This window comes from Rhodovarius crocodyli (assembly GCF_004005855.1).
Taxonomy (GTDB): Bacteria; Pseudomonadota; Alphaproteobacteria; order Acetobacterales; family Acetobacteraceae; genus Rhodovarius; species Rhodovarius crocodyli.
The window spans coordinates 432,945-447,937 of sequence record NZ_SACL01000002.1 but is presented as its reverse complement, the minus strand read 5'-3'; the positions used below and the strand labels follow the sequence as shown (position 1 = coordinate 447,937).

General features: G+C 71.3%; 10 protein-coding genes. 4 read left to right on the top strand and 6 right to left on the bottom strand.

The window, feature by feature from the left end:
- Positions 1 to 2 precede the first annotated feature (2 nt).
- The 5 genes from EOD42_RS08095 to EOD42_RS08075 all read right to left on the bottom strand — a co-directional run bounded on the left by EOD42_RS08095 (position 3) and on the right by EOD42_RS08075 (position 7,862).
- On the bottom strand, positions 3 to 3,185 hold the full coding sequence (locus EOD42_RS08095; RefSeq protein WP_127786983.1) for an efflux RND transporter permease subunit: 3,183 nt from the start codon (positions 3,183 to 3,185) through the stop codon (positions 3 to 5).
- Positions 3,182 to 4,573, bottom strand: coding sequence for an efflux RND transporter periplasmic adaptor subunit (locus tag EOD42_RS08090; protein WP_164867828.1), 1,392 nt, complete (start codon positions 4,571 to 4,573; stop codon positions 3,182 to 3,184). Before EOD42_RS08090 ends, EOD42_RS08095 begins: the two co-directional genes overlap by 4 nt.
- On the bottom strand, positions 4,573 to 5,949 hold the full coding sequence (locus tag EOD42_RS08085) for an efflux transporter outer membrane subunit (protein ID WP_127786981.1): 1,377 nt from the start codon (positions 5,947 to 5,949) through the stop codon (positions 4,573 to 4,575). Before EOD42_RS08085 ends, EOD42_RS08090 begins: the two co-directional genes overlap by 1 nt.
- Positions 5,946 to 6,389, bottom strand: coding sequence for a MarR family transcriptional regulator (locus tag EOD42_RS08080; RefSeq protein WP_206020294.1), 444 nt, complete (start codon positions 6,387 to 6,389; stop codon positions 5,946 to 5,948). The genes EOD42_RS08085 and EOD42_RS08080 overlap by 4 nt, the downstream gene beginning before the upstream one ends.
- Positions 6,390 to 6,575: 186 nt before the next feature.
- On the bottom strand, positions 6,576 to 7,862 hold the full coding sequence (locus EOD42_RS08075) for an NCS2 family permease (protein WP_240655056.1): 1,287 nt from the start codon (positions 7,860 to 7,862) through the stop codon (positions 6,576 to 6,578).
- A 72-nt stretch (positions 7,863 to 7,934) separates the two neighbouring features.
- Here EOD42_RS08075 and cls point away from each other — a divergent pair, with 72 nt between their 5' ends.
- Positions 7,935 to 9,374 (top strand): cardiolipin synthase, encoded by a 1,440-nt coding sequence (gene cls, locus EOD42_RS08070; protein ID WP_127787216.1) that lies wholly within the window; start codon positions 7,935 to 7,937, stop codon positions 9,372 to 9,374.
- On the opposite strand, the gene EOD42_RS08065 is transcribed toward cls, so the two are convergent.
- Positions 9,375 to 10,766, bottom strand: a complete 1,392-nt coding sequence (locus EOD42_RS08065; protein WP_127786979.1) for an aminotransferase-like domain-containing protein — start codon at positions 10,764 to 10,766, stop codon at positions 9,375 to 9,377. It abuts the gene before it with no gap.
- A 56-nt stretch (positions 10,767 to 10,822) separates the two neighbouring features.
- On the opposite strand from EOD42_RS08065, the gene EOD42_RS08060 reads away from it, so the two are divergent.
- The 3 genes from EOD42_RS08060 to EOD42_RS08050 are packed head-to-tail and all read left to right on the top strand — an operon-like array spanning position 10,823 to position 14,990.
- Complete coding sequence (locus EOD42_RS08060; RefSeq protein WP_127786978.1) at positions 10,823 to 11,701, top strand: isocitrate lyase/PEP mutase family protein; 879 nt, start codon at positions 10,823 to 10,825, stop codon at positions 11,699 to 11,701.
- Positions 11,701 to 13,422 carry an aconitase/3-isopropylmalate dehydratase large subunit family protein gene (locus EOD42_RS08055; RefSeq protein WP_127786977.1) on the top strand — a complete coding sequence of 574 codons (1,722 nt, stop codon included), beginning with the start codon at positions 11,701 to 11,703 and terminating at the stop codon, positions 13,420 to 13,422. Before EOD42_RS08060 ends, EOD42_RS08055 begins: the two co-directional genes overlap by 1 nt.
- Positions 13,419 to 14,990, top strand: coding sequence for an ABC transporter substrate-binding protein (locus EOD42_RS08050; RefSeq protein WP_127786976.1), 1,572 nt, complete (start codon positions 13,419 to 13,421; stop codon positions 14,988 to 14,990). Before EOD42_RS08055 ends, EOD42_RS08050 begins: the two co-directional genes overlap by 4 nt.
- The last annotated feature ends 3 nt before the right edge of the window (positions 14,991 to 14,993 follow it).

Here is a 14,993-nt window from a genome sequence, read left to right as displayed (position 1 = left end):
GTTCAGCCCTCCCCGAGGGAGGAGCGGGGGATGGGTTCCGGCGCGCGGCTCGGCCGCAGCCGTTCCAGCGCCAGGTAGATGACGGGGGTGGTGTAGAGGGTGATCACCTGGCTCAGCAGCAGCCCGCCGATGACGGACACACCGAGCGGCAGGCGCAGCTCGCTGCCCGGCCCGTCGCCCAGCACCAGCGGCACGGCGCCCAGCAGGGCGGCCATGGTGGTCATCATGATGGGGCGGAAGCGCAGCACGCAGGCCTCGCGGATCGCCTCGAAGGAGGTCATACCCTCGTCGCGCTGCGCCTCCAGCGCGAAGTCGATCATCATGATCGCGTTCTTCTTCACGATGCCCATCAGCAGCACGATGCCGATCAGCCCCACGACCGACAGATCCAGCCCCATGAACCACAGCGCCAGCAGCGCGCCGATGCCGGCCGAAGGCAGGGTGGAGAGGATGGTGATGGGATGGATCGCGCTCTCGTACAGCATGCCGAGCACGAGATAGATCACCACCACGGCGGCCAGGATCAGATAGGGCTCGCTGGCCAGCGAACTGGCGAACTCCGCCGCGTCGCCGGAAAACTCGCCCTGCATGGTGTCGGGCATGCCGAGCGCGCGCTGGGCGCCCTCGATGGCCTGCACCGCATGGCCGAGCGAGACGCCGGGCGCGAGGTCGAAGCCGATGGTGACGGCGGGGAACTGGTCCTGCCGGGTGATGGTCAGCGGCCCCGCCTGCCGGGTGATGGCGGCGATGCCCGATAGCGGCACCTGGTAGTTGCCGCTGGTACTGGCGCTGGTGGCGGCCACCGTGGCACCCGACGTCACCTGGGTCGCGCCCGTGCCGCCGCCCGTGTTGCTGACGGCCCCCGGAATGCGCAGCAGCCCGATCAGCGCCGGGTCGTCGCGCATGGCCGGGTCGACCTCCAGCACCACGCGGTACTGGTTGGCCTGGCCATAGATGGTGGAGATCTGGCGCTGGCCGAAGCTGTCATACAGCACGTCGTCCACCGCCTGGATGGTCACGCCCAGCCGCGCGGCCAGGTCGCGGTCGACATTCACCGAGAGGCGCAGCCCGCCATCGCGCAGGTCGCTCGCGACATTGCGCAGCTCCGGCGCGTCATGCAGCCGCGACACCAGCCGCGGCACCCATTCGGCCAGGCGCGCCGTGTCGGAATCGCTCAGCGTGTACTGGAAGGCGGTGCCGCTGGCACGCGCACCGATGCGGATGTCGGGCACGGACTGGATCTGCACCGAGACATCGGGAATGGCGGCCAGGCGCGCCTGCAGACGTTCCGCGATCGTCTGCGCATTGGCCACGCGATCCGCGCGCGGGCGCAGAACAGCCGTCAGGCTGCCCAGGTTCTGGGCCGCGTTGATGCCGCCCGCCCCGGCCACCGCCGTCACGCGCGCGACATCCGGGTCCTCGGCCACCACGCGCGCGACTTCCTGCTGGCGCTCCGCCAGGCGGGTGAAGGAGGCATCCTGCGGCACCTCCGTGATGACCGTCAGCAGGCCGGTATCCTGCTGCGGCAGGAAGCCCTTGGGCACCACCACATACAGCCAGACGGTGGCGCCGATGGTGATGAAGGTGACCAGCAGCATCAGCCACTGGTGGCGCAGCGCCACGTCCAGGGTGGAGACATAGCGGTCGCGCAGCCAGTCGAAGCCGCGCTCCGCGATGCGGGGCAGCAGGCCGGGCTTCATCTCGGCGGCGGGGCGCATCAGCAGGCCGGTCATCATCGGCGTCAGCGTCAGCGACACCACCATGGAGACGAGGACGGAGATGGTGAGCGTGAGGGCGAATTCGCGGAACAGCCGCCCCACCACGCCCGTCATGAACAACAGCGGGATGAACACCGCGATGAGCGAGACCGTCAGCGATACGACGGTGAAGCCGATCTGGGCCGCGCCCTTGAAGGCGGCGGCCAGCGGCTTCTCGCCCTTCTCGATCAGCCGGACGATGTTCTCGATCATCACGATCGCGTCGTCCACGATGAAGCCGGTCGCGATGGTCAGCGCCATCAGCGACAGGTTGTCCATCGAGAAGCCGCACACCCACATCACGCCGAAGGTGCCGATGATGGAGAGCGGCAGGGCCACGGCCGGCACCAGCGTCGCGCGCGCGCTGTGCAGGAACAGGTAGATCACCAGCACCACCAGCACGACCGACAGGATCAGCGTGAACTGCACCTCATGCACCGAGGCACGGATGGTCTCCGTCCGGTCGGCCACGATGGTCAGGCGCACGCCGGGCGGCAGGGCGTTCTGCAGGCCCTGCAGCTGGTCCTGCAGGCGCTCGACGGTGGCCACGATGTTGGCGCCGGGCTGGCGCTGCACATCCAGCAGCACCGCGCGGCTGCCGTTCAGCCAGGCGGCGTTCAGCGTGTTCTCCAGCCCGTCCACCACATTGGCCACATCGGACAGGCGCACGGGCGCGCCGTTGCGCCAGGCGATGACGACGCGCGCGAAATCGGCCGGCGCCGTGATCTGGTCATTCGCCATGACCGTGCTGGCCTGGCGCGGCCCATCAAGCGAGCCCTTCGGCCCGGCCTGGTTGGCGCTGACCACGGCGCTGCGGATGTCCTCCATGGACAGCCCATAGGCCGCGAGGCGCTGCGGATCGGCCTGGATCCGCACGGCCGGGCGCATGTTGCCCTGCACCGAGACGCGCCCCACGCCGGAGACCTGGCTGAGCCGCTGCGCCAGCAGCGTGTCCGCGACATCGGACAGGCGATGGATCGGCAGGGTTTCGGAGGTGAGCGCGAGCGTCAGGATCGGCGGGTCGGCCGGGTTCACCTTGGAATAGACCGGCGGATAGGGAAGGTTCTGCGGCAGGGTGCCGCGAGATGCGTTGATCGCGGCCTGCACGTCCTGCGCCGCGTCGTCGATGTTCCGCCCCAGGTCGAACTGCAGCGTGATGCGCGACACGCCGGGCCCGGAGGAGGAGATCATCGTCGTCAGCCCGGCGATCTGGCCGAGCTGGCGTTCGAGGGAGGCCGTGATCTGCACCGCCGCCGTCTCGGGCGAGGCCCCGGGCAGCTGGGTCGTGACCTCGATGGTGGGAAAGTCCACCTCCGGCAGGGCCGAGACCGGCAGCTGCATGTAGCCCAGAAGCCCCGCCAGCAGCATGGCGATGGACAGCAGCGTGGTGGCGACCGGCCGTGCGATGAAAGGGGCGGAGACGTTCACGGGGCCGGGGCCTGTTGGGGGGCCTGTTGGGGCGCCTGGCGGCGTTCCGGGCGCTGGCCCTGCGGGGCTTCCTGGCCCGCGCCGGGCTGCTCTGCCCCGGGCCGGCGCCAGCGTTGGCCAGCACCGGGCTGGCCGCCACCGGGTTGGCCACCACCGGGTTGGGCGCCACCTTGCCCGCCGCCTTGGGGCTGCATCATCACCACCCGCGCCCCATCATCCAGCCGCAGCGCGCCGGAGGTGATCACCCGCTCACCCTGCTGCAGCCCCTGCTGCACCACGGCCACGCGGTCCGTCACCAGCCCCAGCGTCAGGGGGCGCTGCTTCACCGTGCTGTCTTCCTGCAGGACGAAGGTGAAGGCGCCCTGCGGGCCGCGCTGCACCGCCTCCAGCGGGATGGTCAGCACCTGGCGCAGCGTGCCCACCGTCAGGCGCACATTCACGAAGGCGCCCGGCCACAGCAGGCCGTTGTCGTTCGGGAAGGTGGCCTTGAAGCGCACCGTGCCCGTGGTGGTGTCCACCTGGTTGTCCGGCGTCAGCAGCGTGCCCTCGGCCTGGGTCTGGCCGGCGGCGTCCACCACCTGCACCGCGACCGGCCCCTGGCCCATCGCCGTCAGCACCTGGCGCAGCTGCTGCTGCGGCAATGTGAAGGAGACGGTGATCGGCCGCAGCTGGTTCACCACCATCACGCCGTTGGTGTCGGAGGAACGCACCACATTGCCCGGATCCACCTGCCTCAGCCCCACCCGGCCATTGACCGGGGAGCGGATGGTCGTGAAATCCAGCTGCGTGCGGGCGGAGGCGATGGCGGCCTCATCGGCCTGGATCAGCGCCTCATACTGCTGCACCAGCGCGCGCTGGGTATCCAGCTGCTGGCGGGAGGCGCCGGCGGCGCGCGCCAGTTCGGTATAGCGCTGCAGATCCACCCGCGCATTGGCCAGCAGGGCCTGGTCCTGGGCGCGCTTGGCCTCCGCCTGGGCCAGCGCCGCGGCATAGGGGCGCGGGTCGATCCGGGCGACCACGGTGCCCGCCTCGACCTCCTGGCCCTCGGTCACGGCCACTTCCAGCAGCACACCCTCCACCTGGGCGCGCAGCGTCACGCTGTTCAGCGCCTGCACGGTGCCCAGCGCCGCGAGGCGGATCGGGATATCGCGCGGGGTGGCGGGGGCGGCCGCCACGGGAATGGCGGGGCGCCCCTGGCCGGCGCCGCGCCGGCCCTGCTGGGCCTCGGTGGCCGCGGGCTGGCGCATGTGGGTCCACCAGTACCAGCCCCCTGCCCCGCCCGCGACCAGCAGGATCAGCAGCAGCCAGGGCCAGGCGCGGCGCCTGCGGCGCGCCGGCGGCGGCGCGGCATGCCCGGGGTTCTCGATCATCGGGGAATCTCCGGGCATTACGACCATCCTCCACCCAGGGCGCGGAACAGGCCGACTGCCGCCTGGAAGCGTGCGAGGCGCACCTGCACCAGCTGGTTGCGCGCGGAATACAGGGTCTGCTGGGTGTTCAGCACATTGATCAGCGGCACGGTGCCGACGCGGAACTGGGTCTCCGCGATGCCCTGCGCCGTCTCGGCGCTGCGGGTGGCGGCCGATTGCAGCCGCTCCTGGTCCGTCGTCTCGTTCAGCGCCACGATCGCGTTCTCGGTATCGACCAGCGCCGCCACGATCGCCTTGCGGTAGTTCTCCAGCATTTCCTCGGCCTGGGCCTCGGTCAGCCGGGCCTGGGCGCGCAGCTGGCCCAGCTGGAAGATCGGCTGGGTCAGCCCCGCCGCCAGGCTGAACACGGCCGAGCCCGGGCGCAGCAGGTTCTCGATCAGCAGGGACTGGAAGCCGCCGCTGGCGGTCAGGGTGAAGGCCGGCAGCATGGCCGCCCGCGCGCTGAAGGCGCTGGCCTGATACTGCGTCAGCGTGGCCTCGGCCTGGGCGATGTCGGGGCGGCGGGCCAATACCTCCGACGGCAGGCCGGGGCTGGCGGGCGGCACCCGCAGCTCCGCCAGCTTCATCCGCGGGGCCGCGATACGCTCGGGCACCTGCCCGGTCAGCGTGCCGAGCGAGGCGGTGTTCTGCGCCACCGCCTGGCGCAGCGGCGGGATCTGCGCGCGCTGCTGGTCCACCAGCGTCTGCTGCTGCGCGAGTTCCAGCCCCGAGGAGGTGCCCGCATTCACCTGGATGCGCAGCAGGGACAGGATGCGCTCGGCCGCCGCCAGGTTCTGCTGCTGGATCTCCAGCTGCTCACGCGAGGCCAGCACCTGCAGATAGGTATTGGCGACCGAGGCCTGGGTCGTCAGCCCCACCACGGCCAGGTTGAAGCGGCTGGCGTTGCGGGACTGCCGCGCGGCCTCCAGCGCCGCGCGGTTGCGGCCCCAGAAATCCAGCTCGTAGCTGGCATTCAGCGACAACGCGTCGATGGAGCGGATGGTGGTGCGCCCGCTGACGCTGGTGGTGCCCGAGGTCTGGCTGCGCGTCGTGTTGGCGGTCAGGTTGCCGGTGGGCAGCAGCGCCTGGCCGGTGACGCGCACCTGGGCATCGGCCTGGCGAAGCCGTGCCTCGGCGGCACGGATGTCGAAGCTGCCGGTGGCGGCGGCCGCCATCAGCGCATCCAGCTCCGACGAGCCGAAGCCCTTCCACCAATCGACGGCGGGCCACAGGGCCGCGGCCTCGGCGGCGGTGAAGCGGTCGGGCAGCTCGATGCCCGAATTGGTGCCCGGCAGGCGCACCGCGCACCCTGACAGCAGAAGGGCGGCGCAGAGGCCGCGTCTCGGCAGGCTCATGGCTGCACATCCTCGGCCTGGGCCAGTTTCATCATGCCCTCGGCGGCCATGGCCAGGGTCCGGCGCTCCTCGGCCGACAAGGCACTGTGCATGGCGCGGTCCAGCCAGGCCTGGCGGATGCGGATCTCCTCGGCCAGCGCGGCGCGGCCGGCCGGGGTGGGCGCGATCAGCAGCGCGCGGCGGTCGGCGTCCGAGCGGTGGCGTTCGATCAGCCCGTCGCGTTCCAGGGCGGCGATCAGCCGGGTCAGGGATTGCGGCTGCAGGCGCTCGGCCTGGGCCAGCTGGGCGGCGGGCATCGGGCCACGCCTGGCAAGCGTGCCGAGCAGGCTGAGGCCCGAGAGGTTGACCCCGGCCGCCGGGCGCGCCGCGCGCAGCCTGCGGCCGAGCGCCATGACCGCGCGCAGCACGGCGACCCCTTCATCCGCGCCTGCTGCGCTCATTTCACATCCTCTCGCCCGATTTGATACGCATATCTTATCAAATCATTCGGGTCGAGAGAGAAACGCCCGTCGCAACCATCGGTTACCTCACGGGCATGAGATTACCGGCGGCACGGGGCGCCCACAACTATAACCAATTGATAAGAAACAAAAGTCATTCTGCGTGACATTTCGTCACGCCCGCGATCAGGCCAGCGCGAACTTCACGACAGACAGCGCCGCGATCAGCCACACGGCGCCATGCACCTCAGCCGCACGGCCCGCGATCGCCTTGCCGCCCGCGAAGGCGATGAAGCCGAGGCCGATGCCCGTCGCGATGGAGAAGGTGAAGGGCATGGCCAGTGCCGTCACGATGGCGGGCATGTAGTCGGTCGAATCCTCCCAGTTCAGCTCCTTCAGTGAGCGCGCCATCAGGCAGGCCACGAAGACCAGCGCGGGTGCGGTGGCGAAGGCCGGGATGGAGGTGGCCAGCGGCGCCAGGAACAGCGCCAGCAGGAACAGCACCCCGACCGTGACCGCCGTGAGGCCGGTGCGCCCGCCCGCCTGGATGCCCGCCGCGCTCTCGATGTAGCTGACGGTGGTGGAGGTGCCGAGCACCGCCCCGGTCACCGCGCCGGTCGAATCGGCCAGCAATGCGCGGCCGAGGTTGGGCACCGTGCCGTCCGGCCGCATCAGCCCCGCGCGGTGCACCGTGCCGATCAACGTGCCGGTGTTGTCCAGCAGGTCCACCAGGAAGAAGGTGAACACGATGCTCAGGACGCCGAGGCCGAGCGCGCCCGCGATGTCCAGTTGCAGGAAGGTGGGCGCGAGCGAGGGCGGCAGGCTGGCGATGCCCTGGAAGGTGGTCAGCCCGAAGGGAATCCCGGCCAACGCCGTGGCCAGGATGCCGATGACGATGCCCCCCGGCACGCCGCGCGCCGAAAGCCCCGCGATCAGCAGGAAGCCCCCGCAGGCCAGCAGGGTGGAGGTCTGCGCGATCGGCCCCAGCGCCACCAGCGTGGCCGGATGCCCCACCACCAGGCCCATGTTCTTCAGCCCGATCAGGCCGAGGAAGAAGCCGATGCCGGCCGCGATGCCGAATTTCAGCGAGACCGGAATGCCGTTCACCAGCCATTCGCGCACCCGCAGCAGGGAAACCGCCAGGAACACCAGCCCCGACAGGAACACTGCCCCCAGCGCCACCTGCCAGGGCACGCCCATGCCCTGCACCACGGCGAAGGCGAAATAGGCGTTCAGCCCCATGCCGGGCGCCAGCGCGATCGGGAAATTCGCGATCATGCCCATCAACATCGACCCGATGGCCGCCGCCAGGCAGGTCGCGACGAAGGCCGCCCCCTGGTCGATGCCCGCCGCCGCCATGATCGAGGGGTTCACCACGATGATGTAGGCCATGGTGAGGAAGGTGGAGAGGCCGGCGATGATCTCGGTGCGGGTATCGGTGCCGCGGGCTGAGAGCGAGAAGAAGCGGTCCACGGCGGGTCCTCCTGGCTGGCTGCGCAACGATACGCCGATTCGATCCGAATCTGGCATAGTCGCGGCGTGACCATGTCAGGCGAATTCTTCTGGGGGCTCTGCCTGGCCGCGGCCCAGATCGCGGCCGTCGGCCGCGCCATCCTGGTGGACGGCAAGGACCCTTCCTCGCGCGCGGCCTGGGTGCTGGCGCTGCTGCTGCTGCCGGGCCTGGGGATCGCGGCCTATCTGCTGGTGGGCGAGCCCTGGCTGGAGCGCCGGGTGCGCCGGCGCTCCCTGCAGGTGGCGCAGGCGCTGCGCGGCCAGCTTCGCGCGGCATGGCCGCCCGTGATCGCGGGCGCCCCTGCCCTGCCCGCGGGCTTCCGGCCTGTGTTCCGCCGCTGCGAGGCCATCGCCGCCGTGCCTGCCGTGGGCGGCAACCGCGCGACCGTGCTGGCCGATGCCGACGCGGCCATCGACGCCATGGTGCGCGATATCGATGCGGCGTGGCACAGCGTCCACATCTCCTTCTACATCTGGCTGGCCGACAATAACGGCCTGCGGCTGATGCAGGCGGTGCGGGCGGCGGCCAGGCGCGGGGTGGCCTGCCGGGTCATCGCGGACGGGCTGGGCTCGCGCTCGCTCATCCGTTCCCGCCACTGGCGGGACATGGCGCGGGACGGCGTGCAGCTCTGCGCCGCGCTGAAGGTCGACCGGGGGCTGCTGTTCTTCCTCGGCAACCGGGCGGACCTGCGCAACCACCGCAAGATCGTCGTGATCGACGACCGCATCGCCTATGGCGGCAGCCAGAACGCGGCCGACCCGGAGTTCCGGATCAAGCGCCGCTTCGCGCCCTGGGTGGACATCATGCTGCGCTTCCAGGGGCCGGTCGTGCTGCAGAACCAGCTGCTGTTCACCGCCAGCTGGATGGCCGAGACGGAGGAGGAGCTGGCCCTGCCCCCCGCGGCGCCCGCACCGCTGGAAGGCGGCTTTCCCGCCATCGCCTTCGGCACCGGCCCGCTGGCGGTGCGGGGCGCCATGTCGGACGTCTTCGTCGGGCTGCTGTGCGGCGCGGAACGCGAGGTGGTGATCACCACCCCCTATTTCGTGCCGGACCCGCCGGTGCTGGCGGCCCTCATCGCCTGCGCGCGGCGGGGCGTGGCCACCAGCCTGATCCTGCCGGCGCGCAATGATTCCTGGGCGGTGGGCGCGATCGGCAAGGCCCATTACCCGGACCTGCTGGATGCGGGCGTGCGCGTCTTCGAGTTCCAGGGCGGGCTGCTGCACGCCAAGACGCTGGTGGCCGACGCCGAGGTGGCGCTGGTGGGCTCCGCCAACATGGACCGGCGCAGCATGGAGCTGAACCTGGAGAACAACACCCTGCTCGGACCGGGCGACATCGTGACGCAGGTGCGGGCGCGCCAGGAGGTCTATCGCGCGGCCTCCATCGAGGTGACGCGGAAGGCCCTGCGCGGGCGCGGCCTGCCGCGTCGGCTGTGGGACAATGCGCTGACCATGTTCAGCCCGCTGCTGTAGTCAGACCATCGCCTGCTGGGCCCAGGGCTGTTCGCGCGCCAGCCCGGCGATGATGCCCGCCGCACGGGAAAGCGCCTCGGGCGGGACCGCCCCCAGGCACAGCCGCACATGGCGCGGCGCGGGCGCCCCGGCCACGGCGAAATGCCCGGCCGGCAACACCAGCACGCCCCGCCCGGCCAGCGCCGCCACGAAATCGCCCACGGGCCAGACATCGGGCACCGGCAGCCAGGCGTGATAGCTGGCGAGCGGCGGCCGCAGGCCTAGCGGGGCGGCCAGCAGCGCCATGCGCGCCGCGACCTCTGCCCGGTGATCGGCCCGCACCCCGGCCTCGACCAGCCGGGCCAGGACCTCAGCATAGAAGCCCGGGGCGACCCAGTGATGCACGCCCAGCGCCTGGGTGATGGCCGCGCGCAGGCGCGCCGGGGGGCGCAGCAGCCCCAGCCGGAAGCCGGGGGCGACGGCCTTGGAAAGGCCCGTGATATAGACCGCGCGCTCCGGGTCCAGCTCGGCCAACGGCGGCAGGGTGTCGCCGGCCAGATAGCCGCAGACGTCGTCCTCCAGCACGAAGGCATCCACTGCCCGGCAGGCGTCCAGTATGGCGCGGCGGCGCGCCAGCCCCATGGTGGCGGTGGTGGGATTCTGCACGGCGGGGCTGCAGAGAACCAGGCGCGCGCCGGTTTCACGCAGGGCCCGGGCCAGCGCCTCGGGGCACATGCCTTCCTCGTCCATGGCCACGCCCTGAAGCCGCAGGCCGGCCTCGGCCGCCAGGCGGTGGAAGCCCGCATAGGTCCAGGCCTCGCACAGCACCGTGTCGCCGGGCCGGGCCAGCGCCGCGAGGCAGGCCGCCAGGCCGTGCTGCGCGCCGTGGGACAGCAGCAGCCCCTCGGCCGAGGTGGTCAGGCCGCGCGGCGCCACCCAGCGGGCGGCCGCCGCGCGGTGTCGGGCGGCACCCGTGCCGGGGTTGTAGCCGAACAGGCGCTCCGGGTCGCCTTCACGCCCCAGCTCGGCCATCGCCGCAGCCAGCGCGGCGCGGATGCCGGGCACGATGGGCACGTTGTTCAGCCGCAGGTCGATGCCGCTGGGCTCCGGTGCCTCGGCGCCGCGCACATAGGTGCCGCTGCCGGGACGCGCGATCACCAGCCCCATCCTCGTCGCCTCGGCCACGGCGCGGGTCATGGTCGCGATGGTCACGCCGAACTGGGCCGCGAGCTCGCGTTGCGGCGGCAGGCGCTCGCCCTCGCGCCAGCGGCCGCTGGCAATGCCCTGGGCCAGATGGTCGACCAGCGTCAGGAATTTGGGTGTGGCCAGGGGACGGATTCTCCGGGCGGGAACGGTGCTGCCTGATAACGCATCGGCTGACGCTTTCCTATGCGCCGCGGCGCGCCCGCACATTAAACCAGTACAATTTGCCGATTGCCATAAAATCGTACTGGTTCATTCTGCGTGACGTGAGCACAGAATCCCGCCCCGCCGCCCTCCGCCAGCTGATGGCCGGCACCGAGCTGATCCCCATGGCCGGCGTCTATGACGCGCTGTCGGCCCTGCTGGCCGAGCGCGCCGGCCTGCCGATGGCCTATATGAGCGGCTATTGCGTGGCCGCCGGTCGCCTCGGCCTGCCCGATGTCGGCTATCTGACCCTGACCGAGATGGTGGAGACCGCGGCCCGCATCGCGGACCGTATCGGCGTGCCGCTGCTGGCCGACGGCGATGATGGCTACGGCAACCATCTCAATGTCGGGCGGCTGATCCGGGGGCTGGAGAAGGCCGGCGTCGCGGGGGTGCAGATCGAGGACCAGGTATCCCCCAAGCGCTGCGGCCACATGGCAGGCAAGCGGGTGATCCCGAAGGCGGAGATGGTCGCCAAGATCAAGGCCGCCGTGGACACCCGCCGCGACGCCGATTTCGCCATCCTGGCCCGCACCGACGCCCTGGCGGTCACGAATTACGAGGACGCCCTGGAGCGCGCCCATGCCTATCGCGAGGCCGGCGCCGACATGATCTTCATCGAGGCGCTGGAGACCATGGAGCAGATGGCCTCCGTGCCGCCGCAGTTCGACTGCCCCACCGTGTTCAACTGGGCGCTCGGCGGCCGTTCCCCCACCCCGCCCGCCGCCGAGATCGCGGCCATGGGCTTTCGCTTCGTGCAGAACCCCGACGTGGTGTTCGCCGTGACGCGGGCCCTGGGCGACCTGTATGCCGAGGTGAACCGCGCCGGCACCTATGCCGCCATGGCCGACCGGATGAGCGGCTTTGCCGAGTTCAACGAGATCGTCGGGCTGGAGGCGGTGGCCGCCATGGACACGCGCTACCGGCCGGAACAGGGCTGATGCGGGTTTCCGGCAGCGCGCTGGTCGCGGGCAGCGACATCAACGCGGACCTTCTCTACCCCGCGCGCTTCATGGGCATCACGGACCACAGGCGCCAGGCGGCCCATGCGCTGCAGGGGCTGGGTGACGAATGGCCCGCCCGCGTGGCCGCCCACCCGGTGCTGGTGGCCGGCGACAACCTGGGCGGCGGCAGCGCGCGCGAGGAAGCGGTGACCGCCCTGCTGGGTGCCGGCGTGAAGCTGGTGGTGGCGCGCGGCTTCTCCCGCCTGTTCTTCCGCAACTGCATCAACAACGGCCTGCCCGCCGTGGCCTGCCCGGAACTGCCTGCGCTGGAGACCGGGGCCACCGTGACCGCCGACCTGGCCGAGGGCTGGATCGAGGCGGACGGGCAGCGTCTTGCCGTACCGCCCCTGCCCGCCGCGCTGCTGGCGATCATCGCCCGCGGCGGGTTGCTCGCGGGCCTGGCGGCCGCGGCCCCCGCGCCGCTGCATGCGCCTGTCCGCGACAACGGCACGCTGGCGGAGCAGATCCTCTCCCGCGCCGCCGGCCGCCCCCTGCGCGCGGGCGAGATGGCCGAGGTGACGCCCGACCACTGCTTCATCCCGGACGACACCATCTCGCTGCTGATGCACCACCTGGATCGCGCCGGCGTCACCCGCCTGCCGCATCCGGAACGGCTCGGTGTGTTCTATGACCATTTCGCCCCGGCCGAGACGGTGGAGCACGCCACCGCCCATGCCGAGGGCCGGCGCTTCCTGCAACGCCTCGGCGTGGAGCGGCTGCATGAGGTGGGCGAGGGCATTTCCCACCAGATCTGCATCGAACAGGGGCTGGTGAAGCCCGGCGAGCTGGCCTTCAACGCCGACAGCCACACCACCACGCTGGGCGCGGTCGGCTGCTTCGGCACGGGGCTCGGTGCCACCGAGACCGCTCATGTCTGGGCCACCGGCCGTATCTGGCTGCGGGTGCCCGAGACCATCCGCATCGTGCTGGACGGGGTGCTCAACCCCGGCGTGACCGCCAAGGACATCTGCCTGACGCTGCTGCGGTTGATGGGCAGCGCGGGCGCCACCTATCGCGCGCTGGAGTTCCACGGGCCGGGCGTGGCCTCGCTGTCCACGGCCCAGCGCATGACCCTGTGCAACATGGCCGTCGAGCTCGGCGCCAAGGCGGCCATGGTGCCGCCCGACCATGGCTGGCCGCGTCTCGACGCCGGGGCGGCCTATATGCAGGAGGTCGTGGTCGATCTTGGCGCGCTGTCGCCCATGGCCGCCCTGCCCGGCCGGGTGGCCCCCATCGCGGATTTCGGCGCGCCCGCCATCAACCAGGCCTTCCTCGGCACCTGCACCAATGGCCGCATCGAGGACCTGCGCGAGGCCGCCGCCATTCTCGCCGGCCGCCGCCTGGCGCCGGGGGTGCGCATGCTGGTCACGCCCGCCTCCCGCGCCGTGCAGTCCGCCGCCCTGCGGGACGGCACGCTCGCCACCCTGCTCGATGCCGGCTGCGTGCTGACGCCGCCCGGCTGCGGCGCCTGCGCGGGCCTGCACATGGGCCTGCTGGGCGATGGGGAGGTGTGTGTCTCCTCCGGTTCCCGCAACGCGCCCGGCCGCATGGGCAGCCGCAGCGCCGAGATCCTTCTCGCCAGCCCCGCCACCGTCGCCGCCAGCGCGGTGACGGGCCGCCTCACCGATCCCCGACGCCTGATGGAGACCCCGTTATGAACCGTCGTTCCTTGCTGGCCGGCAGCGCCGGCCTGTTCGCCGCCCCGGCCATCGCCCAGCAGGGCAGCGTGGTCCGCTTCGTGCCGCAGGCCGATGTGGGCGTGCTCGATCCGACCTTCACCACCGCCTATGTCACGCGCAACCACGCCTTCCTCGTCTATGACACGCTGTACGGGACCAATGACGGCTTCGAGGTCTCGCCCCAGATGGTGGCGGGGCATGTCATGGAAGATGACGGCAGGCGCTGGAAACTGACCCTGCGCGAGGGGCTGAAGTTCCATGACGGCACGCCGGTGCTGGCCAGGGATGTGGTGGCCAGCCTGCAGCGCTGGTGGCGGCGGGATGCCTTCGGGCAGGAACTGCGGGCCGTGACCGATGAGCTGTCGGCACTCGACGACCGCACGGTGCAGTTCCGCCTGAAGCGCCCCTTCGGCCTGCTGCCGGCCGCCCTCGGCAAGCCGTCCAGCTATATGCCCGCCATCATGCCGGAGCGCCTGGCCAATGGCCCCGCCGACCGCCAGGTGAGCGAGATCATCGGCAGCGGCCCCTTCCGCTTCAACCGCGGCGAATATGTCGGTGGCAGCCGGCTGGTCTATGACAAGTTCGACGGCTATGTGCCGCGCGCCGAGGGCACGCCCAGCCGCACCGCCGGCCCCAAGCGCGTGTTCATCGACCGGGTGGAATGGATGGTCATCCCCGACCCCGCCACCGCCGCCGGCGCGCTCGGCAATGGCGAGGTGGACTGGCTGGAGAAGCCGCTGGTCGACCTGCTGCCCAGCCTGCGCCGCAACCGCAACGTCGCCCTCAGCCGCACGGACCAGGATGGCTCCCTGCCCATCATGCGCTTCAACCAGTTGCAGGCGCCCTTCAACAACCCGGCCATCCGCCAGGTGGTGCTGCGCGCGGTGGAGCAATCGGATTTCCTGACCGCGGTCGCCGGCGAGGACCGCAGCCACTGGCGCGACAAGGTGGGCATCTTCACCCCGGGCACGCCCCTGGCCAATGATGCCGGGATGGAGGCCGTGACCTCACCGCGCGACCTGGCGCGCTCGGCACGTGACCTGGCCGCCGCCGGCTACAAGGGTGAGCGCATCGTGGTGATGGGCGCGGGCGACTATCCGCAGCTGAACGCGCTGGCCATCGTGGGCGCCGACCTGCTGCGCCGCATCGGCTTCAACGTGGATCTGCAGACGGTGGACTGGGGCACGGTGGTGCAGCGCCGCCTGAAGAAGGACCCGGTGGATCAGGGCGGCTGGTCGATCTACTTCACCAATATCGCGGGGCTTGAGGCCTACAACCCCGCCAGCCACCAGAACACGCGCGGCCTGGGTGAGCGCAGCAACCCCGGCTGGCCGACCAGCCCGAGGCTGGAGGCGCTGCGCACCGAATGGTTCGCCGCTACCGACCTGGCCACCGAGCAGCGCGTGGCGCGTGAGATGCAGGCCCAGGCGATGATCGATGTCCCCTATGTGCCCCTCGGCCAGTATTTCGAGGAGACGGCCTATCGCCGGAACCTGTCGGGCATCCTGGGCGGCTTCCCGCTGTTCCATAATGTGCGGAAGGGCTGAGGC

What these genes read in the sequence shown, in the direction of transcription:
- EOD42_RS08090 (WP_164867828.1), bottom strand. Translation starts at nt 4,573, where the DNA reads ATGCCCGGAGATTCCCCGATGATCGAGAACCCCGGGCATGCCGCGCCG.
- EOD42_RS08085 (WP_127786981.1), bottom strand. Translation starts at nt 5,949, where the DNA reads ATGAGCCTGCCGAGACGCGGCCTCTGCGCCGCCCTTCTGCTGTCAGGG.
- EOD42_RS08080 (WP_206020294.1), bottom strand. Translation starts at nt 6,389, where the DNA reads ATGAGCGCAGCAGGCGCGGATGAAGGGGTCGCCGTGCTGCGCGCGGTC.
- cls (WP_127787216.1), top strand. Translation starts at nt 7,935, where the DNA reads ATGTCAGGCGAATTCTTCTGGGGGCTCTGCCTGGCCGCGGCCCAGATC.
- EOD42_RS08065 (WP_127786979.1), bottom strand. Translation starts at nt 10,766, where the DNA reads ATGTGCGGGCGCGCCGCGGCGCATAGGAAAGCGTCAGCCGATGCGTTA.
- EOD42_RS08055 (WP_127786977.1), top strand. Translation starts at nt 11,701, where the DNA reads ATGCGGGTTTCCGGCAGCGCGCTGGTCGCGGGCAGCGACATCAACGCG.
- EOD42_RS08050 (WP_127786976.1), top strand. Translation starts at nt 13,419, where the DNA reads ATGAACCGTCGTTCCTTGCTGGCCGGCAGCGCCGGCCTGTTCGCCGCC.